The following is a 23,511-nucleotide window of genomic DNA, read 5'->3' on the forward strand; positions in this document are numbered from 1 at the left end:
TCCCTAAAACTTGTGGTTTCCTCAATTGCGCCGTGTCCGGACGCCGATTTGTCTGCTGGCAAACTATTTGCTTTTGACGTGGGACAAGTTGACAACCATCAAGATCGACGAATACGGCTTTCATCTAGAGGGAAGATGACCATGAAAATCTCCAATCTGAAAATCGGGATGCGGCTGGGGCTGGGGTTCGGCCTCGTGCTGGTGCTGATGATCGCATTGGCGCTGACGAGCATTTCGCGCTTGGCTAGCATCGAGCGCAGCCTCGACGGCATCGTCAACCAGAACAATGTGATGACCAAGGCTGCGTTCGAGATGCGCCAGTCGGTGCTGTCCATCGGCCTGGCCACGCGCAACCTCGCGCTGATGACGGACGACAAGCAGAAGGACCGTGAATCCGACCGCATCTTCGACGACCGCGACGAATACGCTTCCTATGTCGAGAACCTCGAACGCCTGATGACGAGTGAAAAGGGCAAGGAAGTGCTGGCCAAGATCGCCGCCGCCAAGGCTGCAACCGAGCCGCTCACCGACAAGGTGATCGACCTGCTGAACGAAGACAACAAGGAAGAAGCGGTCAAGGTGCTGGTCAATGACGTCTGGCCGAACCAGCGCAAGTGGCTGGGCGCGATGGACGAACTGGTCCGCATGCTCGACAAGATGGCCGACACCGCCGTGGAAGATGCGCGCGCTTCCTACAAGAACACGCTGATCCTGACCTGGGCACTGGGCGGCGCGGCACTCGTCATCGGCCTCGGCGCCGCATGGCTCGTCACCCGCAGCATCACCCGTCCGCTGCATGAAGCGGTCGACGTCGCACGCCGCGTGGCGCAGGGCGACCTGACCGGCGACGTGCAGGTGAAATCGAAGGATGAGACCGGCCAGCTGATGGAAGCCCTCAAGGAAATGAATGACAGCCTCGTGCGCATCGTGTCCCAGGTGCGTTCGGGCACCGAGACGATGACGACGGCTTCGATCGAAATCGCGACCGGCAACCTCGACCTGTCCTCGCGGACCGAACAGCAGGCCAGCTCGCTGCAGGAAACCGCATCGTCGATGGAAGAACTGACCTCGACCGTGAAGGCCAACGCCGACAACGCCGCGCAAGCCAACGTGCTGGCGCAGTCCGCATCGCAGGTGGCGGTGAAGGGCGGCGCGGTGGTCGAGCAGGTCGTCGACACGATGGGCTCGATCAACGAATCGGCGCGCAAGATTTCCGACATCATCACCGTCATCGACGGCATCGCCTTCCAGACCAACATCCTCGCGCTGAATGCGGCCGTGGAAGCGGCACGTGCTGGCGAGCAGGGCCGCGGTTTCGCGGTGGTGGCTGCCGAGGTGCGCAACCTGGCCCAGCGTTCCGCCGGCGCAGCAAAGGAAATCAAGGTGCTGATCGAGGATTCCGTGCACAAGGTCGCCGCCGGCTCGAAACTGGTGGACCAGGCCGGCGCGACCATGCATGAGGTAGTCGAGAGCGTCAAGCGCGTGACCGACATCATGGATGAAATCAGCTCCGCCAGCCGCGAACAGACGTCCGGCATCGAGCAGATCAACCAGGCCATCACGCAGATGGACGAAGCCACGCAGCAGAATGCCGCGCTGGTCGAACAATCGGCCGCTGCCGCGGAAGCGATGCAGGAACAGGCAGCGAATCTCGCCGAGCTGGTGAATGTGTTCAAGCTCGAGCAGTTTGCCGATGAGCAGGAGCCTGCTGACGCCCCCGAGGCCGAAGTGCCCGCTGTGACGAATGCCGTTGCACCCTTGCCCGTTGCGGTGGTGAAGAAGCCTGCTGGGCTCGCACCGCGCAACCCGAAACTTGCCGCAGCCGTCCGTACCGGTACGGATGACTGGATGGAGTTCTGATACCCGTTGTCTCCTCTCCCTCCTGTAGGGAAAGCCCTTGGGCCGCCTGTTCGCAGGCGGCCTTTTTTTTCTTCAATAACCTTTCCGTGTGGCATGCAACTTGCATTTGCTTTGGGGAAAATACTTGATTGAAGTCACGAACCACGGGAAATAAAAATGCTGTATCAGATCCACGAACTGCAACACGCCGCAATCAGCCCCATGGCCCAGTGGGCCGACGCTGTTTCCCATCTGTTCACGAGCGCTGTTTCGCCGCTGGCTTACACGCCGTTCGCGCGAAACATTGCCGCCGGAGCGGAACTCTTTCATCGAATCGGCAAGGATTACAACAAACCCAGCTTCAACATCGAATCCACGACGGTCGACGGCCAGTTTGTCGAAATCGAAGAGGCGACGGTCGCCGCCAAACCGTTTTGCAACCTGATCCACTTCGAGAAGAAAACAAGCAAGGCGTTGAACCAGCCGAAGCTGCTGCTCGTCGCGCCGCTGTCCGGCCACCACGCCACACTGCTGCGCGACACGGTGCGCGTGCTGCTGCACGAGCAGGATGTGTACATCACTGACTGGATCGATGCCCGCATGGTGCCGGTGTCCCAGGGCGCCTTCCACCTGCATGATTATGTGCATTACGTGCAGGATTTCATCCGCCTGCTCGGCCCGGACGTGCATGTGATGGCGATCTGCCAGCCCACGGTGCCGGTGCTGGCCGCGGTGTCCCTGATGGCGACCGCCGGCGACATCCAGCCGCGCACGATGACGCTGATGGGCGGCCCGATCGATGGCCGCCTCTCTCCGACCGAAGTGAACAAGCTCGCCTCCGAACGCCCGTACGAATGGTTCGAAAACTCGGTGATCGATGTCGTGCCGTTCAACTATCCGGGCGCCGGCCGCCGCGTGTATCCCGGCTTCCTGCAGCATGCCGGATTCATCGCGATGAATCCGGAAAAGCACATGGAAAGCTACCTGCACTTCTACGAAGACCGCGCCCACGGCCATCCCGCCGATGCGCACGTGAAGTTCTACGATGAATACAACGCGGTGCTCGACATGGCCGCCGAGTTCTATCTCGAAACCATCAAGACCGTGTTCCAGGACTTCGCGCTGCCCAACGGCACGTGGAAGGTGGACGGCAAGCTGGTGCGTCCGCAAGACATCAAGAACGTCGCGCTGCTGACGGTGGAGGGCGGCAAGGACGACATCTGCGGCCCCGGCCAGACGGAAGCGGCGCACAAGCTGTGCTCGTCGATTCCGGCCGAGCATCGCAAGCACCACGTGGAAGCCGAGAGCGGCCATTACGGCATCTTCTCGGGGCGCCGCTGGCGCGAAAATATCTGCCCGCTGGTTTCAGAATTCATCCGCGCGCACAACGGATAAAGGGGGCGGTTCCAACTGGACCGCGGGAGGTGTGAAAAGCGGCGGCACGAAAGTGCTGCCGTTTTCCTTTTCAGAACACGGATCCGTACAGGATGACGCGGACAAGCAGCGCCGTCTTGTCCAGCGTTGCCAGCGCCTTGTCGATGATGGCCTGGCTGTTGCCGCGCGCGGCGTCGATCACCATGCGCGCACTGACACACAAGCGCAACGCGCTGACTGGCACACCATTGCGCGAGCCGCATGGAACAGGCTCGCCCAGCTGGCAACGCAGCATCGCGATTTCATGATTGCCGTTCGCGAACTCAAGTCCGTGATCGTCTACCAGGTTCGATTGCAGCAGGTGGTGGATGCGCTCGGTATCTTCCCGCCCGATAGGACGCCTGCACGAGGTGCGCGATGGTTCATGCAGCAGGAACGGAAACATCGTGGGCACGCAGTCCCAGGCGGCGCCGCTTCCAGTAATGCGCTCAAGCGGCGGTAACGCGAGTGGCTCGAAGTGCGGGTCTGCCTGCAGGCGCGCCTGGATCGCCGCCGCAAAGTCGTGCAGGAAGCGTGCAATCTCCGCATCCGGCACGCGGCGAAACGCGCGCAGTTCTTCCAGCGCGGCTTCCCAGCGCATCAGCTGTCCCAGGCTGGCAGCCTCGTCCAGCATGTCGGCACCCGGCCAATCGGGAGGCCAGTCGGCGCGCGTGGAATACTGCATCAATGCCGGGTGCAGCAGCCGCCTGCGCAGGCGAAAACGCATCGCGTCGGGCAGGATCAATGCGCCGGCCCAGGCGGGACTGGCGAGGAAGGTTGATGCCGACATCGCCACCATGAAACCGTGCTCGAGATAGGCGCGCAAGGTCGACGGCGCCAGGCGGAACTGGCAGGCGTCGACCAGGACGGTCACCGAATCGGGGAAGCGATCGCGTACCGCAACCGCACATGCGATGCCCGGCCCGCTCAATCCCGTCGGGGAGACATCGGCCAGGATAATCAGGACGCGCCACTCCATTGCAATCGCTTCGTTCACCAGGGACCCGACGTCGCCGTCCACGCTCGCTGCCTGTCGTGGCGTGCCGTCCGCATTCCGGAGCGGCACGTTGACTGTCTCGACCATGCCGTCGCCCCAGGCGGGCATGCCCGATTCTTCCGCACCGACGACGATGAGGCGCGTCAGGGAGGCGGTTGTGCAGCAGGTCAGGCGGGTGGCTGTGTGATAAAGCTTGGTCGAGGATGTAGAGAAAATCACATCGGGACCGATTGGATCGCCAAGGCCGCAGGTGTGGAGCAATTCACGGCGGATGCGATCCAGTTCGCGTGCATGGTGTGCCGCGGACAAGGTGCCGCCGTGTGTGAGGTTCAGCCGGCGCCGCAGGCGATCTGCTGCCGCATTGGCGGGTGCGGAGACCGGCGATGCAGATGAAGAACCGAATGCCAGCATCCCGGGATCCGGCTGCGGGAAAGCGCTCTCATTTCGCGGATCCGCCATATTGCCCATGACGCCTTCGCGCAGCTGTTCTCCGGAGCTCGACGAGTTCGATGCGCCATCCGTAAATTGGTCGGGGTGAAACATTCCGGTCAGCAGTTGGCGCATGATGTCTCATCGGTAAGGTGCTTGATTATTTTTCTGGCTTCATTATCGATGACCGGACCGCATCCATTTTTCAAAGATTGTCATGACGACAGGCGAAAAAAAGGCGGCACATCGTGCCGCCTTTTTCATTCCGCCCGGATCAGCTGATCAGCCGCGCCGCATCCTGTGCAGCGACCCTTCCTTCATCCGTCGGGACCACCCAGACTTCCACGGTGCTGTCTTTCGCATGGATCGGCATGATCGCGTCGCGCGTCGCTTCGCGGTTCGCCGCGTCGTCGATCTTCACGCCGAGGTAGGACAGCGCATCGCAGGCTTCCTTGCGCAATGCCGTGTCGTGCTCGCCAATGCCGCCGGTGAAGGCCAGCACATCCAGTCCGCGCAGGCAGGCGGTCAGCGCGCCGCACTCGCGCAGCAGGCGATGGGTAAAGATGCCGATCGCCAGTTTCGCATCCGGTTCTTCGCTCGCGCGCAACGTGCGCATGTCAGCCGAGATGCCGGACACGCCGCGCAATCCCGACTCGCGGTACAGGGTGCGTTCCAGCTGTTCCCAGCTCCATCCCTGGCGCAGCAGGTGCAGCAGCACGCCGGGATCGGTAGAGCCGCTGCGCGTGCCCATCATCAGGCCATCCAGCGCGGAGAAGCCCATGGTGGTTGCAATGCTCTTGCCTTCCTTGACGGCCGAGACGCTGGCGCCGTTGCCGAGGTGGGCAATGACCATGCGTCCCTTTGCACGCGGCGTCTGTTCCAGCAGGCGGTCCGTTACATAGCGGTAGGACAGGCCGTGGAAGCCGTAGCGGCGGATGCCTTCGTCACGCAATGCCTTCGGCAGCGCGAAGGTGTATTCCGTTTCCGGCAGCGTGGCGTGGAAGGCAGTGTCGAAGCAGCCGATCTGCGGCAGGTCGGGGAAGTGCTTGCGGAAAGCATGCACGCCCGCCAGGTTGTGCGGCTGGTGCAGCGGCGCCAGCGAGCACAGCGTGTCCAGGTAAGCCACGGTGTCGTCGTCAAGCACGACGGACGCCGCGAAGCGCGAGCCGCCGTGCACGATGCGGTGGGCTACCGCGGTGATGCGGATGCCCTGTGCATGGCGCTCCAGCACGCTGCGCAGCGCCGACAGCGCGCGTTCGTGCGGCGTGCCTTCGCCGGCTTCCAGCTTTTCGGTGCTGTTGCCGTCCTTGCTCGATACCTTGACCAGCGGCGAGCCGCCGGCTTCCAGGCCTTCGATGTTGCCGGACAGGGGGGCGGCGCCGATCTCGGTGCCGTTCTGCGGATACAGCGCGAACTTCAGCGACGACGAGCCGGCATTGACGGCGAGGATGGCGTTCTGTGCCGTGCTCATGGCTGCACCTTGCGGTTCTGGTGGGCCATCATCAGCGCCAGTGCGGCGGAAGCCACGCGGGCGTTGGCGCTGTCGGCGCGGCTGGTCAGCGCGATCGGGATGCGTGCGCCGAGCACGATGCCGCAGGTGGTGGCGCCTGCAAGGTATTCGAGCTGCTTGGCCAGCATGTTGCCGGATTCGAGATCGGGCACGGCCAGGATGTCGGCGTTGCCGGAGACCTTCGATTCGATGCCCTTGATGCGCGCGGCTTCCATGGAAATCGCGTTGTCGAATGCGAGCGGGCCGTCCAGCACGCCGCCCTTGATCTGGCCGCGGTCGGCCATCTTGCAGAGTGCGGCGGCGTCGAGCGTGGATTGCATCTTCACGTTGACGGTTTCCACCGCCGACAGGATGGCCACGTTCGGGCATTCGTTGCCGAGCGCATGCGAGAGGTGGATCGCGTTCTGGATGATGTCGGCTTTTTCCTCGAGCGTGGGCTTGATGTTGATGGCGGCGTCGGTGATCAGCAGTGGACGGTCATACATCGGCACGTCGAAGCGGAACACGTGCGACAGGCGGCGCTTGGTGCGCAGCGCGCGCGTGGTGACCACGGCGCTCATCAGCTCGTCGGTGTGCAGGCTGCCCTTCATCATGGCTTCCACTTCGCCGTTGGCGGCCATCTCGGCGGCACGCTGGGCGGCGGCGACGCTGTGCTCGACGTTGATGACTTCGAATCCATTGAGGTCGAGGCCGGCTGCTTCGGCGACGGCGCGCAGTTTCATCTCGGGCGCGATCAGCACCGGGTAGACAAGATTGAAGTGGGCGGCATTGAGCGCGCCCTTCAGGGATTCGCTGTCGCAGGGATGTACGACAGCGCAGCGCACCGCGGGCAGGTGGCTGACGCTGGAGATCAGCGCATCGAAGCGGGCCTGCGGATCGAAAGTGCGTACCTGTGGCAGGTTCATGGCCTTGCGGCGCACCTTTTGCGTCGGTGCGAGCACGACGGCATTGCCGGACAGGACAGTCGCGCCTGCCTGGTTCACGACCTGGCACTCCAGTGCGACGCGCTTGGTGGTGTCTTCCTTGCCGGTGACGGTTACGATGACGGTCAACGTATCGCCAACCATCACCGGCTTGGTGAAGTGCAGCGACTGGTCGACATAAACGGTGCCCGCGCCGGGGAATTGGGTGCCGAGCAGGCTGGAAATCAAGGTGGCGCCCCACATGCCGTGGGCGACAACGCCATGGAACAGCGTCTGCACCGCATATTCGGCATCGACGTGGGTCGGGTTGTAATCGCCGGATACGGCGGCGAAGGCCTGGATATCGGACAGGGCCAGGGTGCGGACGAGGCGGGCGGACTGCCCGATGGCGAGCTCGTCATAAGTGACGTTCTCGATGTAATGCGTAGAAATGTCGTTCATGGCTTCTTGGTAGTGATTGACTGGGTGCGATGGTGTCGCAACATCCGGCAACCTGCCTCGTCCCGCCGCCTTCACGGGGGGAGGCTGAGGCATGGCGATTGCGCATCATGTCGTTCCATCATGACCGCACCATGACTGCATTGTCACGGTGCGCTTCCGGAAGGCATTCAAGCAATTAGCGTGCCGAATAATTGAGCTGCGGCAAGAACCGAAGCATAGAGGCCGGCAGGACAGCGAAGTTCAAATGAACTTCACGGTCCTGCGGTCAGGTGGGGGCAAGGTCGGGGATGGCGGGTTCGAGATATTCGGACATCGCGCTGATGATCTTGCTTCGCTTGCATGCAAGCGCGCGGTCGAGGAGGGGATAGAGCATCTCCTCCTCCTTCATGGTGTGCTGCTGCATCAGGAGGGTCAGGGTTTCAGCGTGCAGGACATAGTCCGTGGGATCGAAGCGTTGGATGGCTTCCCACATGCGGTTGACGATGCCGTTGATCTGCTTGTGTTCCGAGCGCAGCATGGCGACCGGCTCCGCGCCGCCCGGGAGGGTCTGTTCGAAAGTGGGAAGAAGGATCTTTTCTTCCATGCGGATGTGCTGGCGCAGGACATCCTGGTATTTGCGGAAGCAGTCAATGGCACTTTTCCAGTTACGCTGCGCGATGCTGGTCTCGGCCTGGTCGAACAGGTCGTCGCAACGCTGGTGGTCATATTTGAGATATGCGCAAATCGTGTCCATGACAGGGCTCCGGAGGATTGCTTGCATTTTTTCTCATGCGAAGTCCGGATTCCTTGACCTGGGATAGGTTTTTTCAATCTCGCTGCCATTGACAGCGGTATTATTGCGTAGCAGCAATTTGCCTATCCTTTGGCAAGCCGGAGACCGTTGATGCAAATCAAATGAAATGCCAGACTGCATCGCTATAGTCTTCCGCGTATTGCCGTTTCCATTCCCGCCCATGCCGCGTCTTCGCCAATTCATCTTCCTGTTGCTGACCTGCCTGCTCGTACTATCGATGCAAAAGGGCGCTTACTCGCAGTTCCGCAAGGCGCAGATCGAACCGCCCGCGAGGGAGGCGGAGGCGGAGGAAGAAGTGCAGGCGCCGATGACCGCGGATGAAGGCGCGGACAAGAACCGCTTCTACGACCCTCGCAATCCCGATCACGCGACCCTGCAAAAGGGCGAGGAGATGCGCACCCAGCTCCCGCTCGACAAGCGCGGCGCCGTTGACTGGATGGCGGCCCTGCGCAGCGGCGCGATCAAGCCGCGCACCGACCTCACGAACAGCAAGCCGCACCAGGTCCTGAACCTGGACATCATCCTCAAGAACACCAAGGAAATGCCCTGGGTACGCTTCCCGCATAACTCGCATACCGAGTGGCTGGCCTGCAGCAATTGCCACGACAGTATCTTTGTGCCCAAGGCGGGCGCCAACGAAATCTCGATGGAAAAGATATTCCGCGGCCAGTTTTGCGGCGTGTGCCATGACCGCGTCGCGTTTGTCACGCACAACTCCTGCGAACGCTGCCATAGCGTCCCGCATGCGAACAGCAAGCAGTGGTGGTAAGTCGCCTTCGGCGTCAAAGCTTACGCGGCACTTACGGAATTCAGCCTGTTTTTTTCCCATATTTGCGTTCCGGATTTTCATTCGTAAAACGCAGTTGGGGAAAATTGATCTAGATCATCAAAAAAACCGGGGCGCGTCGATATCCTTGCGCACATGTTGATATGCAATAAGCTTTGATGCCCCAAAGGGTAGCGTCAAAAACGATCAACATCGATGTTTTCCTCCGGGAGTTGGCCCGCATCTTGCATTGTGGTTCCCGTAGGGAAAGGACGCCAGCAGCGATGTGGAGTACTCCGCAGAAGAGGGGACCGATGCAGCTAATTGGCGATAAAACATACTCACTGATGCAGGACCGAGAATGAGACTAGAACGTGCTCGATCGCCGCGAGAAGACTCCATGCAAAACCTGAAACGCATTCTTGCCAATACCTCCCTGTTCCGCATGCTGGATGAGCGCCAGCTCGACGAGGTGACGACGGCCACGCAGCCGATCCGCGCCACGACGAATACCTGCGTGATCAACCAGGGCGACGCTCCCAAGGGCGTCTATGTCGTTGTCTACGGCCAGGTGAAGATCGGCTTCGACCGCAAGGACGGCAGCGAAAAAACGCTCGCGATCCTCGGGCAGAACAAGTGCTTCGGCCTGGGTGAAATGCTGCTCGACCGCGCGCACCTTGCCTTCGTGAAGACCACCACCGACTCGATGCTGGTGCATACCACGCGCGAGAAAATTCTCGAAGTTGCGAAGGATAATTTCGGCTTCGCACAGGAACTGATGGTGTGCGTCGGCCGCCAGCTCTACACGCTCACGCGCGATATCGAAAGCTATTCGCTGCAGACCGCCAAGCAGCGCCTGGCAGGGTACCTGCTGCGCCAGAGCCAGTACCAGGCCGGCGACACTGTCGAACTCATCGCCAGCAAGACGCTGGTCGCCTCGCGCCTGAGTCTCACCCCGGAGACGCTCTCGCGCCTGTTGCACGACTTCTCCTCCGAAGGCCTGATCACGGTGATGGGCCGCCGCATCAAGATTCTCGATTACGAACGCCTTGGCGCGCTGCTGAGCGCGTAAGCGCGAGTCAAACCATAGCCCGGACGGGGCGAGGCGAAAGGTTCGCTTCGCTTCATCCGGGCTATGTCTTTTGTCTGCGCATATAATTGCGAGCCGTGGCACATAATGTGCATGTCATCCGGCAACACGCTTATCAAAAATCCATTCATGTCCTTCACGATACGTCCTGCCTCCCGGTACGGGAAAGGCTGCGCATGAGCTTACAGGCGCATAGCCTCACCTGCATACGCGGCGACCTGCAGCTCTTTGCGGACCTCAGCTTCGACATCCAGCCCGGCGATGCCCTGTGGGTATCCGGCACCAACGGCAGCGGCAAGACCAGCCTGTTGCGCATGCTGTGCGGCCTTGCCGCACCGGCAGCGGGAGAGGTGCGCTGGCAGGGCCGCAATATTCGCAGCCTGCGCGACGAGTTCTGCAGCAAGCTGATCTACATCGGCCACGCGAACGGTGTGAAGGATGACCTGATGGCGTGGGAGAACCTGGTGATTTCGACGACGCTCGCAGGCGATCCGGTGAGCGAGGAAGAGGCGCACCAGGCGCTGCAGCATCTCGGCCTCGGCCGCGCGGCCGACCTTCCCACGCGGGCGCTCTCGCAAGGGCAGCGCAAGCGCGTGGCCCTGGCCCGTCTGTCGCTGGGCATGAAGATGCCGCTCTGGATCCTCGACGAACCCTTCACCGCTCTCGACAAGAGCGCTGTCGCTGCGCTGTGCGGCACGATCAGCAAGCATCTTTCCGGGGGCGGCATGGTGATTTACACCACCCACCAGGAAATCGACCTTTCGGCGAAGCGTGCGCTGCGCCTCGACATGAACGAGGGGCGGCTATGCTGAATGCCTTGATGTGCGTTGTCCGGCGTGACCTGCTGCTGGCGTTCCGCCGCCGCTCGGACGTGCTCACGACTTTGTTCTTCTTCATCATCGTCGCCAGCCTGTTTCCGCTCGGCGTCGGGCCCGAGCCGCAGCTGCTGCGCACGATGGCGCCCGGCATCCTGTGGGTGGCGGCGCTGCTCGCGTCGATGCTGGCGCTGGGGCGGCTGTTTGCGCTCGACTATGCCGACGGTACGCTGGAGCAGATGGTGCTTTCCTCCGAACCGTTGACGATCATTGTCATCGGCAAGGTCATCGCCCACTGGATCGTTTCCGGCCTGCCGCTCGTGCTGCTGGCTCCGGTGCTGGCAGTGCAGTTCGACCTCGCGTCCTCTTCGGTCGCGGTGCTGTTCGTCAGCCTGCTGCTCGGCACGCCGGTGCTCAGCCTGGTCGGGTCGATCGGCGCGGCGCTCACGCTGGGCGTGCGCGGCGGCGGCGTGCTGGTTTCGCTGCTCGTGCTGCCGCTGTACATCCCGGTGTTGATTTTTGGCGCAGGCGCGGTTGGTGCTGAGGTGTCCGGTGTCGGCGCCACGGCCCACCTGCTGCTGCTGGGTGGAGCGCTCGCCGGCGCTGCGGCACTTGCCCCCTGGGCCACTGCGGCAGGCCTGCGCATCGCTGTCGAATAAGCGCTTGCGCCCGGTAAGGGGAAGCAGTTTCTCCCTGCTGCGTGTAGGATTCCGTCTGCGTCCGCCGTCGCCGTCTCTCTTTCTGAAAGCGCTTGGGCCTGTTGTCAAAAAGGCCATGATGCGTGCTGACTGCAACTGTTCCCGAAGCATGCTGTCCGAGTGAAACAAGTACTGCCGGAAACTCAGTGGCACAGCGATTGCTTTAACGGAGACGGGTTGTATCCGCAGATTGTCAGCCGCATGAAAGCGGGCCGGGTACCGCCGGATAAACACCAATACGGTGGAATCCAAAGGCAGACAGCGCTATGCTGTCATCCAAATTCCTGAAACTGGGAAAGCTGCCGGAGAGATTCTTGACCTTGAACAGGTTCCGGCTGACATCAAAACTTTCTTGGAGCATTGACGTAGTGTCCACGATCCACCAAACCTTCGCCAGCAGGGCCGAATCCAGCGGCTCGGGGTTTTTCAAGTATGCATCGCCGCAGACCTTTTTCCCACTTGCGGGAAAGATGATTCCCTGGTTTGCGACTGCCGCTGTCATCCTGGCTGTTGTCGGTCTGTACATCGGCTTCGTCGTTGCACCGACGGATCACCAGCAGGGCGAGTCCTACCGCATCATCTTCATCCATGTGCCGGCGGCATGGATGTCCATGTTCATCTATATCGTCATGGCGTTCTGGTCCATCGTCGGCCTGACGCTCAATACCCGCCTGTCGTCCATGATGGCGACCGCGCTCGCGCCGACCGGCGCCATGTTCACCTTCCTCGCGCTGTGGACCGGTTCCCTCTGGGGCAAGCCGACCTGGGGCACCTGGTGGGTGTGGGATGCGCGACTGACGTCCGAACTGATCCTGCTGTTCCTGTACATCGGTTTCATGGCGCTGCAGGCCTCGATCGACGACGCACGCCGTGCCGACAAGGCAGGCGCCGTGCTGGCGCTGGTAGGCGTGGTGAACATTCCGATCATCTACTTCTCGGTGCAATGGTGGAACACCCTGCACCAGGGCTCATCGGTCAGTATGACCAAGGCACCCAGCATGGCGATGACCATGCTGCTCGGCATGATGGTCCTGGCATTCGCCGCCTGGGCGTATACCATTGCGGTCGCGCTGTACCGCGCGCGCTGCATCATGCTCGAGCGCGAGCGCCACACCGACTGGGTCAAGGAATACGTGGAGAAGAACACATGAACTGGAATAGCTGGAGCGACTTCTTCGCGATGGGCGGTTACGCGCTCTACGTGTGGGGCTCCGTCCTGATGACGGTGCTGCTGGTCGCAGGGGAAGTGCTTGCGGTGCGCATGCGCCGCAAGACCATCATGAAGTTGTACGGACGTTGGGTACGCAGTAACCGGAGGGAAAGCAATGAAAACGAGGCATAAGCGCCTGATCCTGATCACGGCAGGGCTTGGCACACTGGGACTGGCAGCGTGGCTGGTCCTGTCTGCATTCCAGCAGAACATGGTGTTCTTCTTCACGCCGACACAAGTGTTCTCCGGCGAAGCGCCCAAGGGCCGCAGCTTCCGCATCGGCGGCATGGTGGAGGAGGGCAGCGTCAAGCGCCAGGCTGACGGCGTGACCGTCGCCTTCGTCGTGACCGATACCGCCAAGAAGATTCCGGTGACCTACAAGGGCATCCTTCCCGACCTGTTCAAGGAAGGCAAGGGCGTCGTGGCACAGGGCAAGCTCGGCCATGACGGCAGTTTCGCCGCCGACGAAGTGCTCGCGAAGCACGACGAAAACTACATGCCTTCCGAAGCGGCGTATGCCGTGAAGAAGGCGCATGAAGACGCCGCCAAGCAGAAGGCGGCAGGCGAACAGGCCGCTGCCGCGCCTGCAACGCAATCGGCCGTGCCGGATGCAAAGGAAGTGAAGTAAATGATCCCAGAACTTGGCAATTTCGCCTGCATGCTGGCGCTCGCCGTGGCATTGGTGCAGGGCATCCTGCCCATCGCCGGCTCCTTCAAGGGCAACCAGCGCTGGATGGCGCTGGCACGTCCGGCGGCGGCAAGCAATTTCCTGCTGATCACGGTGGCCTTCGGCTGCCTGGTCTATGCATTCGTCACCAACGACTTCACGGTGACCTACGTCGCCTCCAACTCCAACTCCTCGCTGCCGGTGTACTACCGTGTCGCGGGCGCATGGGGCGGCCACGAAGGCTCGCTGCTGCTGTGGCTGTGGATGCTGGTGATGTGGAGCTTTGCCGTCGCCGTATTCAGCCGCCAGCTGCCGGATGAAACCGTGGCGCGCGTGCTCGGCGTGATGGGCCTGGTTGCCGTCGGCTTCCTCGCCTTCCTGCTGTTCACGTCCAACCCGTTCGACCGCCTGCTGCCTGGCGCGCCGGATGGCCGTGACCTGAATCCGCTGCTGCAGGACTTCGGCATGATCATCCACCCGCCGCTGCTGTACATGGGCTACGTCGGTTTCTCCGTTGCGTTTGCGTTCGCGATCGCGGCGCTGATGGGCGGCCAGCTCGATGCGGCATGGGCGCGCTGGTCGCGTCCCTGGACCTCGGTCGCATGGATGTTCCTGACGCTGGGCATTTTCATGGGTTCCTTCTGGGCCTACTACGAGCTCGGCTGGGGCGGCTGGTGGTTCTGGGATCCGGTCGAAAACGCCTCCTTCATGCCGTGGCTGGTCGGCACTGCGCTGATCCACTCGCTGGCGGTGACTGAAAAACGCGGCAGCTTCAAGAACTGGACCGTGCTGCTCGCGATCATCGCCTTCTCGCTGTCGCTGCTCGGCACCTTCCTGGTCCGTTCCGGCGTGCTGACTTCGGTGCACGCGTTCGCGACCGATCCGGAGCGCGGCCTGTTCATCCTGATCTTCCTCGCCATCGTCATCGGCGGCTCGCTGCTGCTGTACGCATGGCGCGCACCGAAGGTCGGCCTGGGCGGCAGCTTCAAGCTGATCTCGCGCGAAACCGCGCTGCTGGTCAACAACGTGCTGCTGCTGGTCGCTTCCGGCACCGTGCTGCTCGGCACCCTGTATCCGCTGTTCCTCGATGCGCTGGCGCTCGGCAAGATTTCCGTCGGCCCGCCGTACTTCGAATCGGTGTTCGTGCCGCTCATGATTCCGGTCCTGTTGCTTGTTGCCGTCGGCCCGTTCGTGCGCTGGAAGGATGCGTCGCTGCCTGAACTGCTGCGCCGCCTGCGCTGGGTGGCTGCCGTTTCCGTGGGCGTCGCGATTGCGCTGGCCCTCGTGCTGGCTGCTTCGCCGATGATCACCGCCGGCCTCGCATTCGCGCTGTGGATCATCTTTGCCTCCATCTCGCATATCGTCGAGCGTGTGCGCCACGCTCCCGCATCCATGCCGCTGTCCAAGCGCCTCGCCCGCGAGCCGCGCAGCTACTGGGCCATGCTGCTCGCCCACGCCGGCATCGGCGTGTTCGTGATCGGCGTGACCATGGTCAAGGGCTTCGACGATGCGAAGGACGTGAACATGCGCGTCGGCGAAACCGCCACCGTCAACGGCTATGCCTTCACCATGAAGGATCTTGCCGAGGTCAAGGGCCCGAACTACATCGCGGCACGAGGCACCTTCGAGGTAGTGAAGGATGGCAAGCTGGTCACGATGATGTACCCGGAAAAGCGCATGTACCTCGTGCAGAAGATGCCGATGACCGAGGCCGGCATCGACCGCGGCTTCACGCGCGACCTGTACGTCTCGCTCGGCGAGGCAACACAGGACGGCGCCTGGATCGTGCGCGTGCAGCACAAGCCCTTCGTCGGCTGGATCTGGGGCGGCTGCATCATCATGGCGATCGGCGGCCTGCTCGCCGCGTCCGACCGCCGCTACCGCGTCGCGGCCCGCCAGAAGAAAGAGGCGGCTGCCATGCTCGCGGCGAAACCGGTTTAACCCATAGGACAACATGAAACGCTTTTTGCTACCGCTCGGTATCTTCGTCGGCCTGCTGGTTTTCCTCGGCGTCGGCCTGCGACTGAATCCGCGTGAAATTCCCTCGCCCTTCATCGGCAAGCCCGCGCCCGCCTTCAAGGTGGCGCAACTGCACCAGCCGGACAAGACGATCTCGCCGCAGGACATGGTGGGGCAGGTCTGGATCCTCAACGTATGGGCGTCGTGGTGTGTCTCCTGCCGCGCGGAACATCCGCACCTGATGGAATTCGCGAAGGCCAACGTGGTGCCGCTGATCGGGCTGAATTACAAGGACGCCCGCATCGACGGCATCAAGTGGCTGAGCGAGTTCGGCAACCCGTACAACCTGTCGGCCTTCGACAATGACGGCCGTATCGGTATCGACTATGGCGTCTACGGCGTGCCGGAGACCTTCGTCATCGACAAGCAGGGCGTGATCCGCATGAAGTACACCGGCCCGCTGACGCCGGAGGCGATCGCGACGAAACTGATGCCCATGATTAAAGAGTTGAAGAGTGCGTAAATTATTGTTCATCCTCCTGCTGGCCGTATCCACGCTCTCGGCACAGGCCAAGGAAGCTGCGCTGGCAAGCGACAACCCGGAACTGGAGAAGCGCGTGATGGCGCTGTCCGAAGAGCTGCGCTGCCTTGTTTGCCAAAACCAGACGCTGGCTGATTCGCATGCCGAACTCGCGATGGACCTGAAGCAGCAGGTGCGCGAAAAGCTGTCGAGCGGTATGACCAACCAGCAGGTTGTCGACTACATGGTCGAGCGTTACGGCGACTTCGTGATGTACCGTCCGCCGATGAAGAGCACCACCTTCCTGCTGTGGGTCGGCCCGTTCGCGCTGCTGATTGGCGGCATCCTGGTACTGGTACGCAAGCTCTCGCGCCGCCAGGCAAATCAGTCGGAAGTGCCCGACACCGATCTCAAGCGCGCAGCGTCCTTGCTGGAAGGCGCGAACGAAACGAAGGATAAAGCATGACCGTATTTCTGATTGGCGCCGGCCTGTTGGTGGCCGTGGCGCTTGCCTTGCTGTTGCCGCCGCTGCTGCGCAAGGAGCAGACGCCCGACCACGTGCAGCGCGACCAGCTCAACCTGGCCGTCCTGCGCGACCAGCTGCGCGAACTCGAAGCCGACCGCGAGGCCGGCCTGATCGAGCAGGCAGCGTATGACAGCGCGCGCCACGAACTCGAGCGCCGCGTAGCGGAAGAAGTGTTGCCGCAGGCAACCGTGACGGCAACCGACGGCGGCAAGCGCTGGATGGCCGGCGTGGTCGGTGTGGCCGTACCCGTCGTGGCTGTCACGGTGTACATGCTGCTTGGTACGCCCGAGGCGATGAATCCCGCGCAGCAGGTAGCCGCCGCCCACCAGCAGAATTCGCATGAGGTGACCAGCGAGCAGATCCAGGGCATGGTCACCAGCCTTGCAGAGCGCCTGAAGAACGAACCGGACAACATCGAAGGCTGGCACATGCTGGCGCGCTCGTACAACGCCATCGGCAGCTACAAGGAAGCAGCCGACGCGTATGCGCGCCTGGTGCAGCTGGTGCCGAACGATTCCAACCTGTTGGCCGATTACGCCGATACGCTGGCAATGGCACTCGGCCGTACGCTGGTCGGCGAGCCGGAGAAGCTGGCGGAAAAGGCGACGCAGATCGATCCGCAGAATGTGAAGGCGATCGCGCTGTGGGGCAGCGCCGCATTCGAGCGCAAGGACTACGCCGTCGCCGCACAGCGCTGGCAGAAGATCCTGGCGCTGGTGCCGGCGGATTCCGAAGTCGCGCGTTCGGTGTCGGGCAGCATCTCCGAGGCACAGAGGCTTGGCAACTTGCCGCAGACGGTACAGGTCGCGCCCGAAGCGCCGAAGGCCGCCGCCGGCGGTGCCAAGGTCACCGGCACCGTCGACATCGATCCGGCGCTGCGCGCGCAGGTCTCCGATACCGACACCGTGTTCATCTTCGCCCGTGCAGCCGAGGGCCCGCGTTTCCCGCTGGCCGTGCTGCGCAAGCAGGTGAAGGACCTGCCGGCGAGCTTCGAGCTGAATGACAGCATGAGCATGATGCCCGAGGCGAAGCTGTCGAGCGTGCCGATGGTGGTGGTCGGTGCGCGCGTGTCGAAGAACGGCAGCGCGACGCCCGCGCCGGGCGATCTTGAAGGGCTGACGGCGCCGGTAGCGCCGGGTGCGGCAAACCTGAAGATCACGATCAACCGGAAGAACGGCTGATCCGGTTGGATCGAGTTATGGAAAGCGCCGCTGCGAGCGGCGCTTTTTTTTGTCGCATGCGAGGGTTGTTTCTCGCGTTCTTTGAGGGCGGGACCCATAGGCAGGTCGCTCTATCGGCCTTAGTACGGATCCCCGCCTTCGCGAGGATGACGGAAGAGGTGTTTTTGATGAATTGAACCTGGCTATCCGTCTGCAAGTATCTCCAGGAGAACGCCGCGCGTAAGACTCCTTTCACCTCCCTCCGACAGCATTTTTCCCGTCTCGCAGTCCCCTTCCGACAGTAGTGTTTTTGTGTCCGTATTGATGCAATCGACATTCCATTTCAATGTCGGTTGATCCACATCAACGAATGCTGTTTCTGGCCGGAACTTGCATCTTCAGTGCAACATATTTCATTGTGAGAACCATTTCCGGCATATAACCTTCGGTTTGTTGGGGATTTATTTGTGAATTGCCATATACGTCCGCAGCAGGGTTGTCGAAACGAGCAGCAGATTCCATCTCCGCCTCTTCAAGCGTCTCCCTGTGCAATGCAAAGAGCAAATCCGTTCCGGTCCACCTCTCCAAGGAAGGAAGCATTGATGAAATCTGCAAGAACAATGCGGGTGCTGCTGGCGTCCGCTCTTGCGGGTACGGCGCTCATGGCCGTGCCTGCCGTCCACGCGGTTGATGCCGCTGCCGCCGAAAAACTCGCCCGCCAGGAAGGCTGCCTGCGCTGCCACGGTATCGACCGTGCGAAGGACGGTCCGTCATACAAGGAACTGGCCGCCAAGCTCAAGGCCAAGCCTGATCCCGAAGGACGCGTCATCAAGCACCTGAGCAGTGGCGTGAAGGTCAAGTTCGAAGACGGCCACGAAGAAGACCACAAGATTCCGAAGACCAAGGATGCGGACCAGATCAAGAACCTGGCCCAATGGATCCTTTCGCAGTAAAGCAGTAAAGCAGTAACGCCATCACCAGGACGGAAGACGAGGGAAGCGTTTTCCGCCCGGTTCGCATAATCAGGGAGAACACCATGAAATTCTGGCAGAAAGTCGCCACGACGCTGGCGCTGGCCGCCGGCCTTGCCGCAGCTTCGCCTGCATTCGCAGCGAAGGGCCCTCAGATCGACGGGGCCAAGAATGACGACGCGGTCTGTACCCGCTGTCACGACCAGTCCGAGAAGAATCCGGTCCTGTCGATCTATCAAACCCGCCACGGCGTGAAGGCGGACACCCGCACGCCCACCTGCCAGGGTTGCCACGGCGCGAGTGAAGCGCACGTGAAGAACACGGCCAATACCTCCGTCCGTCCGCCGGTCGATTCCTTCAGCGCGAAGGGCAAGAACGCGACGAATGCCGAAATCCAGACCTGTTACGGCTGCCACAACAGCGGCAAGCGGTCCCACTGGGCCGGTAGCGCGCACGAAAAGGCCGACGTGGTCTGCACCCAGTGCCACACCATGCACACCGCCAACGACCGTGTACAGAACAAGCTCACGCAGCCGGAAGTCTGCTTCACCTGCCACAAGGAACAGCGCGCAATGTACACGCGTCCGTCCCGCCATCCGATCAAGGACGGCAAGATGGCGTGCTCCGATTGCCACAACCCGCACGGCACAGCCGGCGAGAAGCTGATGGTGCGCGATTCGGTCAATGCGACCTGCTACACCTGCCACATGGAAAAGCGCGGCCCGTTCATTCGCGGCCACCAGCCGGCGCAGGAAGACTGCTCGCTCTGCCATAACCCGCACGGCACGACGACGCCGAACCTGCTGAAGGCGCGCCCGCCGTTCCTGTGCCAGCAATGCCATGAGCCGGCGACCCACCAGGGCCGCAATGCCTCGCTGACCGGCACCGCCACGGCTGCCAATACCGCCGCCCGCGGTTGCGTGAACTGCCATACCAACATCCATGGCACCAACAACCCGGCGAACATCAACAACGAACGCACCATGCGTCGCTAACAGGTCAGGAGAACGCACATGAAACCGCAAGCACAACTGTCGTTTCCCCTCGCCGTGATGGCGGCGGCGCTGCTCGCCGCCTTCCCTGCGCACGCAGACGACGAAATCGACGCACTGGTCAAGCCGACCAGCAGCGTGGCCGTGGGCGCAGGCTATGTCAGCAAGGACGCGCCCCGTTTCGGCCAGTACAGCGGCCTGAACCAGGCGGGCACCTACGGTCTGCTCAATCTCGATTACCGCAACCTCGACCAGGCGACCGGCACCTGGCTCCGCTTCCGGGGCAACAATCTCGGCCTCGACAGCCGCGACATGCGCCTGCAGCATGAGCGCCAGGGTGACTGGGCCTACTTCTTCGACTACACGGAAATCCCGCGCTTCGAGCCTTACACCGCCAATACCGCGGTGAGCGGCATCGGCACGCCCAACCTCACGATCCCGGCTGCAGGTGCAACCCTCGCGCCGTTCGACATGAAGATGAAGCGCGAGGCACTGGGCTTTGGCTTCAGCAAATTCCTCGGCAACGGCTTCGACGTGCAGGTCCGCCTGCGCAACGAAGAGAAGAACGGCGAGCGCATCTTCGCACGCGGCAACTTCACGCCTGCGTTCGAATTCACGCCCGAGCCGATCAACTCGACGACGCGCCAGATCGATGCCATCCTTGGTTATACGGACAAGAGCCTGCAGGTGCAGGGCAGCTACTACGGCACCTCGTACAACAACCACAATACCGCGCTGAACATCGCCGGCGGCAATGCGGGCCTGCAGCCGTTCAGCCCGATCGGCCTGCCACCCGATTCGCAGTCGCACCAGCTGGCGCTGACTGGCGGCTACAACTTCACGACGACCACGCGCGGTACATTCAAGCTGGCCTATACCCGCGCCGAACAGAACGATACCTTCCTCTCCGGCGTCCCGGTGTCGCCCGGCATCTCTCCCACGGGCAACCTGGGCGGCCGCATGGACACGACGCAGATGCAGGTCGGCGTTTCCTCGCGCCCGATCCCCAAGCTGTCCCTGGTCGGCGACCTGCGCTATGAAGACCGTCACGACAAGACGCCGATCCGCTTGTACACCACGAACGGCGTGTCCCCGACGACCACCTTCAGCGGCGAAAACGAGCCGCGCTCCATCCGCACCACCAAGGGTCTGCTGGAAGCCTCCTACCGGCTGCCGATGTCCTTCCGCGTGACCGGCGGCGTGGATTATGTGGAGAAGGAGCGCAATACCTCCGCTGTGCGCGTCGTGAGCTTCCGTGACAAGACGGAAGAGACGTCCTGGCGCGTTGGCGTCCAGCGCGCCATGATGGAGGCGGTGACCGGTTCGATCACCTACATCCACAGTGACCGCAACGGTTCTCCGTTCTATACCAACGTGCTGAACTGCGGCGCCGTCACCTGCGGCACCGCCACCGCCTTCAACCTGATCGCGCCGCTGCACTTGTCCGACCGTACGCGCGACAAACTGCGCGCGTCCTTCGACTGGACGCCGATGGAAGACATGTCGGTGCAGTACGTGACCGAGCAGACCCGCGACGACTACGCCAACCGCACGGTGGAAGAGTTCGGTTTGCGGGACGGCCGTTCGCGCACCCACTCGCTCGACGTGTCCTACAGCTTCAGCGACGAATGGCAGGGCAACGCCTGGGTCTCGAATACGGAAACCAGCGCCAATCGCGCGGACCGCATTGCGGCAACCAATACCTGGGCATCGACGGTCAGCAACAACGGCCGTTCCTACGGCGTTGGCCTGCGCGGCAAGCCGTTCGCGAAGTGGGATGTCGGCATGGACCTGAGCCACTCGGACATCACCGACGAAGCGCTGCAATGGGCGCTGACCGGCCCGGCGGTGACCTCGCTGCCGTCCTTCTATACGCGCCAGACCACGCTCAAGCTGTTCACCACCTACGCGCTGCAAAAGAACGCCAGCCTGCGTTTCGACTTCATCCATGACCGTTTTGCGACCAATGACTGGTCCTGGGCGACCTGGACGTATTTCGACGGTACGACGCTCAGGCAGAGTCCGCGCCAGTACGTCAACTTCATGGGCGTGACCTACATCTACCGCTTCCAGTAAAAGGGCGGCAGACGTACGACAGGGACGGGAGGCAAATGCCTCCCGTTTGCGTTTACGGGGACGATTTCCGGGCGCGTTTTTTGCTTGCCTTGCGGAAATAGATGCATTTTTAACTGGAATTCCCAAAATTGGTAATTACACTGGGAAATTGTTTGCTTTGCAAAAGCGGGGCAGGCGAGCACGGCGGGAACGGCACCAACCCCCCGTGCGTTTCCGTTGCAGCCACCTACCATGAGGACGCATTGAATGAATAATTTGATTCCGCAGTCCGGCAGCATGCAGGGAATCGACGAGGAGGTGCCTCTCGAGTTCGACAAGACGCCGATCCGCATTTCGGTGCCGGCCTACCTGCAGAAGGTTTACTGGTGGGCTTACGTGCATCCGAATGCGGTACGCGTGTTCGAGCGCGAATGGCTCGTCAACCTCATCCTGTTCGGCAATTACTCGGCGCTGCGCGACGAAGCGCTCGCCGAGATCGGAGACCAGGCTGCCGGCCGCACGCTGCAGGTGGCTTGTGCCTATGGCGACCTTACGCCGCGGCTGCGCGAGCGCATTGCGCCCGACGGCCAGCTCCACGTCATCGATGTGCTGCCGATCCAGCTCGAAAACCTCAAGCGCAAGCTGCCGCCGGATACGCGCATCTCGCTGTTCCAGCGCGATTCCGCCGCCCTTGGCTTTGCCGATGCCAGCTATGAGCGCGTGCTCGTCTTCTTCCTGCTGCACGAACAGCCCGAGGAAGTGCGCCGCCGCACGCTGGCCGAGGCCTGCCGGGTGGTCAAGCCGGGCGGCAAGGTCATCATCGTCGACTACCACGGTCCGGACGACTGGAATCCGGTACGCCATCCTTTGCGCGCACTGTTGCGCCGGCTTGAGCCCTATGCCGATGACCTGTGGAAGAACGAAATCTCCAAATACCTGCCGGTGGACATCGCATTCTCCGGCATGGAGAAACAAACCTATTTTGGCGGGTTGTACCAGAAGGTGGTGTTGACCCGCTAGACAAGGGCGGGGCGGTGCAAGGCCGCCTCCGATAGCAAACCATAAAACACGACAAGGGAGTGTCATGAGTATCACTGTTGCAAAACGGATGGCGGCTGCTGCTGCCGCAATCGCGATGTTGATGTCGTTCGGCGCCATGGCTGCTGATGAGCAGGCGGTCGACGAAGAGGCCGCAATGGCGCTCGCGCGCCGCGAGGACTGCCTGAAATGCCACGCGGTCGACAAGAAGAAGGATGGCCCGTCGTACAAGTCGATCGCGACGAAGTACAAGAACAAGCCCGAGGCCGAAGAGAAGCTGGTCAAGCACCTCACGACAGGGCCGGTGGTGAAGACGGCGGCAGGCGATGAGGACGAGCACCGCATTCCCAAGACCAAGGATGAAAAGGAACTGCGGAATATCATCCGCTGGATCCTCTCGCGTTGATGCTTCTTGACGGTGATGCAAGTCATCGTTGACATGGATCAATGAAACAGGAATCCGATTACCCGGAGCGCAACGAATCGCGGACTTGTGGTTGTGCAGCAGTTTTCGTGCGGATACCCTTATAAGCGTCAGGGTCTAACAATCGATACCGCATCGCACATCTCGCCTCGTAGTTGTCCGCAGCATTCCACTCCGCAGGATTCGAAGAAGGACACCGGCTCCCAGCATGGAGCCAGTGCCGGCTTGCTGCAGTATTGGTTGTAAAGCGTGAGGCGGTGGCGGGGAAACCCGCC

At 62.0% G+C, this 23,511-nt stretch carries 24 protein-coding genes; 18 read left to right on the forward strand and 6 right to left on the reverse strand.

Features of this window, described 5'->3' with window-relative positions; translation table 11 throughout:
• Positions 1–141: 141 nt before the first annotated feature.
• Positions 142–1,860, forward strand: coding sequence for a methyl-accepting chemotaxis protein (locus tag AYR66_RS03710; RefSeq protein ID WP_088706405.1), 1,719 nt, complete (start codon positions 142–144; stop codon positions 1,858–1,860).
• 156 nt (positions 1,861–2,016) lie between these two features.
• Positions 2,017–3,234, forward strand: coding sequence for a polyhydroxyalkanoate depolymerase (locus AYR66_RS03715; protein WP_088706406.1), 1,218 nt, complete (start codon positions 2,017–2,019; stop codon positions 3,232–3,234).
• Between the two features lie 70 nt (positions 3,235–3,304).
• On the opposite strand, the gene AYR66_RS03720 is transcribed toward AYR66_RS03715, so the two are convergent.
• The 4 genes from AYR66_RS03720 to AYR66_RS03735 form a co-directional block, all read right to left on the reverse strand.
• The gene (locus tag AYR66_RS03720; protein ID WP_088706407.1) at positions 3,305–4,813 is read right to left on the reverse strand and encodes a hypothetical protein; all 1,509 of its coding nucleotides are present in this window, start codon (positions 4,811–4,813) and stop codon (positions 3,305–3,307) included.
• A gap of 139 nt (positions 4,814–4,952) precedes the next feature.
• Positions 4,953–6,149: an acetate/propionate family kinase gene (locus AYR66_RS03725; protein ID WP_088706408.1), complete on the reverse strand. Its 1,197-nt coding sequence runs from the start codon at positions 6,147–6,149 to the stop codon at positions 4,953–4,955.
• Positions 6,146–7,552 (reverse strand): bifunctional enoyl-CoA hydratase/phosphate acetyltransferase, encoded by a 1,407-nt coding sequence (locus tag AYR66_RS03730; RefSeq protein WP_088706409.1) that lies wholly within the window; start codon positions 7,550–7,552, stop codon positions 6,146–6,148. The genes AYR66_RS03725 and AYR66_RS03730 overlap by 4 nt, the downstream gene beginning before the upstream one ends.
• A gap of 265 nt (positions 7,553–7,817) precedes the next feature.
• Entirely contained in the window at positions 7,818–8,285 is a 468-nt protein-coding gene (locus AYR66_RS03735; protein WP_170942052.1) for a hemerythrin domain-containing protein, read from the reverse strand.
• A gap of 220 nt (positions 8,286–8,505) precedes the next feature.
• Here AYR66_RS03735 and AYR66_RS03740 point away from each other — a divergent pair, with 220 nt between their 5' ends.
• The 4 genes from AYR66_RS03740 (at position 8,506) to ccmB (ending at position 11,675) form a co-directional block, all read left to right on the forward strand.
• Positions 8,506–9,114 carry a c(7)-type cytochrome triheme domain-containing protein gene (locus tag AYR66_RS03740; RefSeq protein ID WP_088709582.1) on the forward strand — a complete coding sequence of 203 codons (609 nt, stop codon included), beginning with the start codon at positions 8,506–8,508 and terminating at the stop codon, positions 9,112–9,114.
• A gap of 397 nt (positions 9,115–9,511) precedes the next feature.
• Entirely contained in the window at positions 9,512–10,183 is a 672-nt protein-coding gene (locus tag AYR66_RS03745) for a Crp/Fnr family transcriptional regulator (RefSeq protein ID WP_170942053.1), read from the forward strand.
• A gap of 194 nt (positions 10,184–10,377) precedes the next feature.
• Entirely contained in the window at positions 10,378–11,013 is a 636-nt protein-coding gene (gene ccmA, locus AYR66_RS03750) for a cytochrome c biogenesis heme-transporting ATPase CcmA (protein WP_088706412.1), read from the forward strand.
• A complete protein-coding gene (gene ccmB, locus AYR66_RS03755; protein ID WP_088706413.1) occupies positions 11,007–11,675 on the forward strand; it encodes a heme exporter protein CcmB in 669 nt (222 codons plus the stop codon). Before ccmA ends, ccmB begins: the two co-directional genes overlap by 7 nt.
• Positions 11,676–11,907: 232 nt before the next feature.
• Here ccmB and AYR66_RS29840 read toward each other — a convergent pair whose 3' ends face one another.
• Positions 11,908–12,144 carry a hypothetical protein gene (locus AYR66_RS29840; RefSeq protein WP_234814712.1) on the reverse strand — a complete coding sequence of 79 codons (237 nt, stop codon included), beginning with the start codon at positions 12,142–12,144 and terminating at the stop codon, positions 11,908–11,910.
• On the opposite strand from AYR66_RS29840, the gene ccmC reads away from it, so the two are divergent.
• Genes ccmC through ccmI form a run of 7 tightly spaced genes read left to right on the forward strand, consistent with a single transcriptional unit; the run spans position 12,092 to position 17,777 of the window.
• Positions 12,092–12,865 carry a heme ABC transporter permease CcmC gene (gene ccmC / locus AYR66_RS03760; RefSeq protein ID WP_474647543.1) on the forward strand — a complete coding sequence of 258 codons (774 nt, stop codon included), beginning with the start codon at positions 12,092–12,094 and terminating at the stop codon, positions 12,863–12,865. The two genes, AYR66_RS29840 and ccmC, sit on opposite strands and share 53 nt — an antisense overlap.
• Positions 12,862–13,056 (forward strand): heme exporter protein CcmD, encoded by a 195-nt coding sequence (gene ccmD / locus AYR66_RS03765; protein WP_088706415.1) that lies wholly within the window; start codon positions 12,862–12,864, stop codon positions 13,054–13,056. Before ccmC ends, ccmD begins: the two co-directional genes overlap by 4 nt.
• Positions 13,040–13,552: a cytochrome c maturation protein CcmE gene (gene ccmE, locus AYR66_RS03770; protein WP_088706416.1), complete on the forward strand. Its 513-nt coding sequence runs from the start codon at positions 13,040–13,042 to the stop codon at positions 13,550–13,552. The genes ccmD and ccmE overlap by 17 nt, the downstream gene beginning before the upstream one ends.
• A complete protein-coding gene (locus AYR66_RS03775; protein ID WP_088706417.1) occupies positions 13,553–15,532 on the forward strand; it encodes a heme lyase CcmF/NrfE family subunit in 1,980 nt (659 codons plus the stop codon). It begins immediately after the preceding gene.
• A gap of 13 nt (positions 15,533–15,545) precedes the next feature.
• The gene (locus AYR66_RS03780; protein WP_088706418.1) at positions 15,546–16,073 is read left to right on the forward strand and encodes a DsbE family thiol:disulfide interchange protein; all 528 of its coding nucleotides are present in this window, start codon (positions 15,546–15,548) and stop codon (positions 16,071–16,073) included.
• Positions 16,066–16,536, forward strand: coding sequence for a cytochrome c-type biogenesis protein (locus AYR66_RS03785; RefSeq protein ID WP_088706419.1), 471 nt, complete (start codon positions 16,066–16,068; stop codon positions 16,534–16,536). The genes AYR66_RS03780 and AYR66_RS03785 overlap by 8 nt, the downstream gene beginning before the upstream one ends.
• Positions 16,533–17,777: a c-type cytochrome biogenesis protein CcmI gene (gene ccmI, locus AYR66_RS03790; protein WP_088706420.1), complete on the forward strand. Its 1,245-nt coding sequence runs from the start codon at positions 16,533–16,535 to the stop codon at positions 17,775–17,777. The genes AYR66_RS03785 and ccmI overlap by 4 nt, the downstream gene beginning before the upstream one ends.
• A gap of 342 nt (positions 17,778–18,119) precedes the next feature.
• On the opposite strand, the gene AYR66_RS03795 is transcribed toward ccmI, so the two are convergent.
• On the reverse strand, positions 18,120–18,356 hold the full coding sequence (locus AYR66_RS03795; protein WP_088706421.1) for a hypothetical protein: 237 nt from the start codon (positions 18,354–18,356) through the stop codon (positions 18,120–18,122).
• A 2-nt stretch (positions 18,357–18,358) separates the two neighbouring features.
• Here AYR66_RS03795 and AYR66_RS03800 point away from each other — a divergent pair, with 2 nt between their 5' ends.
• The 5 genes from AYR66_RS03800 to AYR66_RS03820 all read left to right on the forward strand — a co-directional run bounded on the left by AYR66_RS03800 (position 18,359) and on the right by AYR66_RS03820 (position 23,218).
• Positions 18,359–18,709 carry a c-type cytochrome gene (locus tag AYR66_RS03800; protein WP_234814721.1) on the forward strand — a complete coding sequence of 117 codons (351 nt, stop codon included), beginning with the start codon at positions 18,359–18,361 and terminating at the stop codon, positions 18,707–18,709.
• An 83-nt stretch (positions 18,710–18,792) separates the two neighbouring features.
• Positions 18,793–19,722 (forward strand): DmsE family decaheme c-type cytochrome, encoded by a 930-nt coding sequence (locus tag AYR66_RS03805; protein ID WP_088706423.1) that lies wholly within the window; start codon positions 18,793–18,795, stop codon positions 19,720–19,722.
• Positions 19,723–19,740: 18 nt separating this feature from the next.
• A complete protein-coding gene (locus AYR66_RS03810; protein WP_088706424.1) occupies positions 19,741–21,795 on the forward strand; it encodes an MtrB/PioB family decaheme-associated outer membrane protein in 2,055 nt (684 codons plus the stop codon).
• 246 nt (positions 21,796–22,041) lie between these two features.
• Positions 22,042–22,794, forward strand: a complete 753-nt coding sequence (gene rquA, locus AYR66_RS03815; protein WP_234814727.1) for a rhodoquinone biosynthesis methyltransferase RquA — start codon at positions 22,042–22,044, stop codon at positions 22,792–22,794.
• A 64-nt stretch (positions 22,795–22,858) separates the two neighbouring features.
• Positions 22,859–23,218 carry a c-type cytochrome gene (locus AYR66_RS03820; protein WP_088706425.1) on the forward strand — a complete coding sequence of 120 codons (360 nt, stop codon included), beginning with the start codon at positions 22,859–22,861 and terminating at the stop codon, positions 23,216–23,218.
• Positions 23,219–23,511 lie beyond the last annotated feature (293 nt).

The sequence above is a fragment of the Noviherbaspirillum denitrificans genome (assembly GCF_002211445.1).
GTDB classification, from domain to species: domain Bacteria; phylum Pseudomonadota; class Gammaproteobacteria; order Burkholderiales; family Burkholderiaceae_D; genus Noviherbaspirillum; species Noviherbaspirillum denitrificans.

Coding starts and splice junctions, on each gene's coding strand:
- ccmD (WP_088706415.1), top strand. CDS start 12,862: ATGAACTGGAATAGCTGGAGCGACTTCTTCGCGATGGGCGGTTACGCG.
- ccmE (WP_088706416.1), top strand. CDS start 13,040: ATGAAAACGAGGCATAAGCGCCTGATCCTGATCACGGCAGGGCTTGGC.
- AYR66_RS03735 (WP_170942052.1), bottom strand. CDS start 8,285: ATGGACACGATTTGCGCATATCTCAAATATGACCACCAGCGTTGCGAC.
- AYR66_RS03710 (WP_088706405.1), top strand. CDS start 142: ATGAAAATCTCCAATCTGAAAATCGGGATGCGGCTGGGGCTGGGGTTC.
- ccmA (WP_088706412.1), top strand. CDS start 10,378: ATGAGCTTACAGGCGCATAGCCTCACCTGCATACGCGGCGACCTGCAG.
- AYR66_RS03720 (WP_088706407.1), bottom strand. CDS start 4,813: ATGCGCCAACTGCTGACCGGAATGTTTCACCCCGACCAATTTACGGAT.
- AYR66_RS03775 (WP_088706417.1), top strand. CDS start 13,553: ATGATCCCAGAACTTGGCAATTTCGCCTGCATGCTGGCGCTCGCCGTG.
- AYR66_RS03795 (WP_088706421.1), bottom strand. CDS start 18,356: ATGCTTCCTTCCTTGGAGAGGTGGACCGGAACGGATTTGCTCTTTGCA.
- AYR66_RS03820 (WP_088706425.1), top strand. CDS start 22,859: ATGAGTATCACTGTTGCAAAACGGATGGCGGCTGCTGCTGCCGCAATC.
- AYR66_RS03725 (WP_088706408.1), bottom strand. CDS start 6,149: ATGAGCACGGCACAGAACGCCATCCTCGCCGTCAATGCCGGCTCGTCG.
- AYR66_RS03805 (WP_088706423.1), top strand. CDS start 18,793: ATGAAATTCTGGCAGAAAGTCGCCACGACGCTGGCGCTGGCCGCCGGC.
- AYR66_RS03800 (WP_234814721.1), top strand. CDS start 18,359: ATGAAATCTGCAAGAACAATGCGGGTGCTGCTGGCGTCCGCTCTTGCG.
- rquA (WP_234814727.1), top strand. CDS start 22,042: ATGAATAATTTGATTCCGCAGTCCGGCAGCATGCAGGGAATCGACGAG.
- AYR66_RS03715 (WP_088706406.1), top strand. CDS start 2,017: ATGCTGTATCAGATCCACGAACTGCAACACGCCGCAATCAGCCCCATG.
- AYR66_RS03740 (WP_088709582.1), top strand. CDS start 8,506: ATGCCGCGTCTTCGCCAATTCATCTTCCTGTTGCTGACCTGCCTGCTC.
- AYR66_RS03745 (WP_170942053.1), top strand. CDS start 9,512: ATGCAAAACCTGAAACGCATTCTTGCCAATACCTCCCTGTTCCGCATG.
- AYR66_RS03810 (WP_088706424.1), top strand. CDS start 19,741: ATGAAACCGCAAGCACAACTGTCGTTTCCCCTCGCCGTGATGGCGGCG.
- AYR66_RS03780 (WP_088706418.1), top strand. CDS start 15,546: ATGAAACGCTTTTTGCTACCGCTCGGTATCTTCGTCGGCCTGCTGGTT.
- ccmI (WP_088706420.1), top strand. CDS start 16,533: ATGACCGTATTTCTGATTGGCGCCGGCCTGTTGGTGGCCGTGGCGCTT.
- ccmB (WP_088706413.1), top strand. CDS start 11,007: ATGCTGAATGCCTTGATGTGCGTTGTCCGGCGTGACCTGCTGCTGGCG.
- AYR66_RS03730 (WP_088706409.1), bottom strand. CDS start 7,552: ATGAACGACATTTCTACGCATTACATCGAGAACGTCACTTATGACGAG.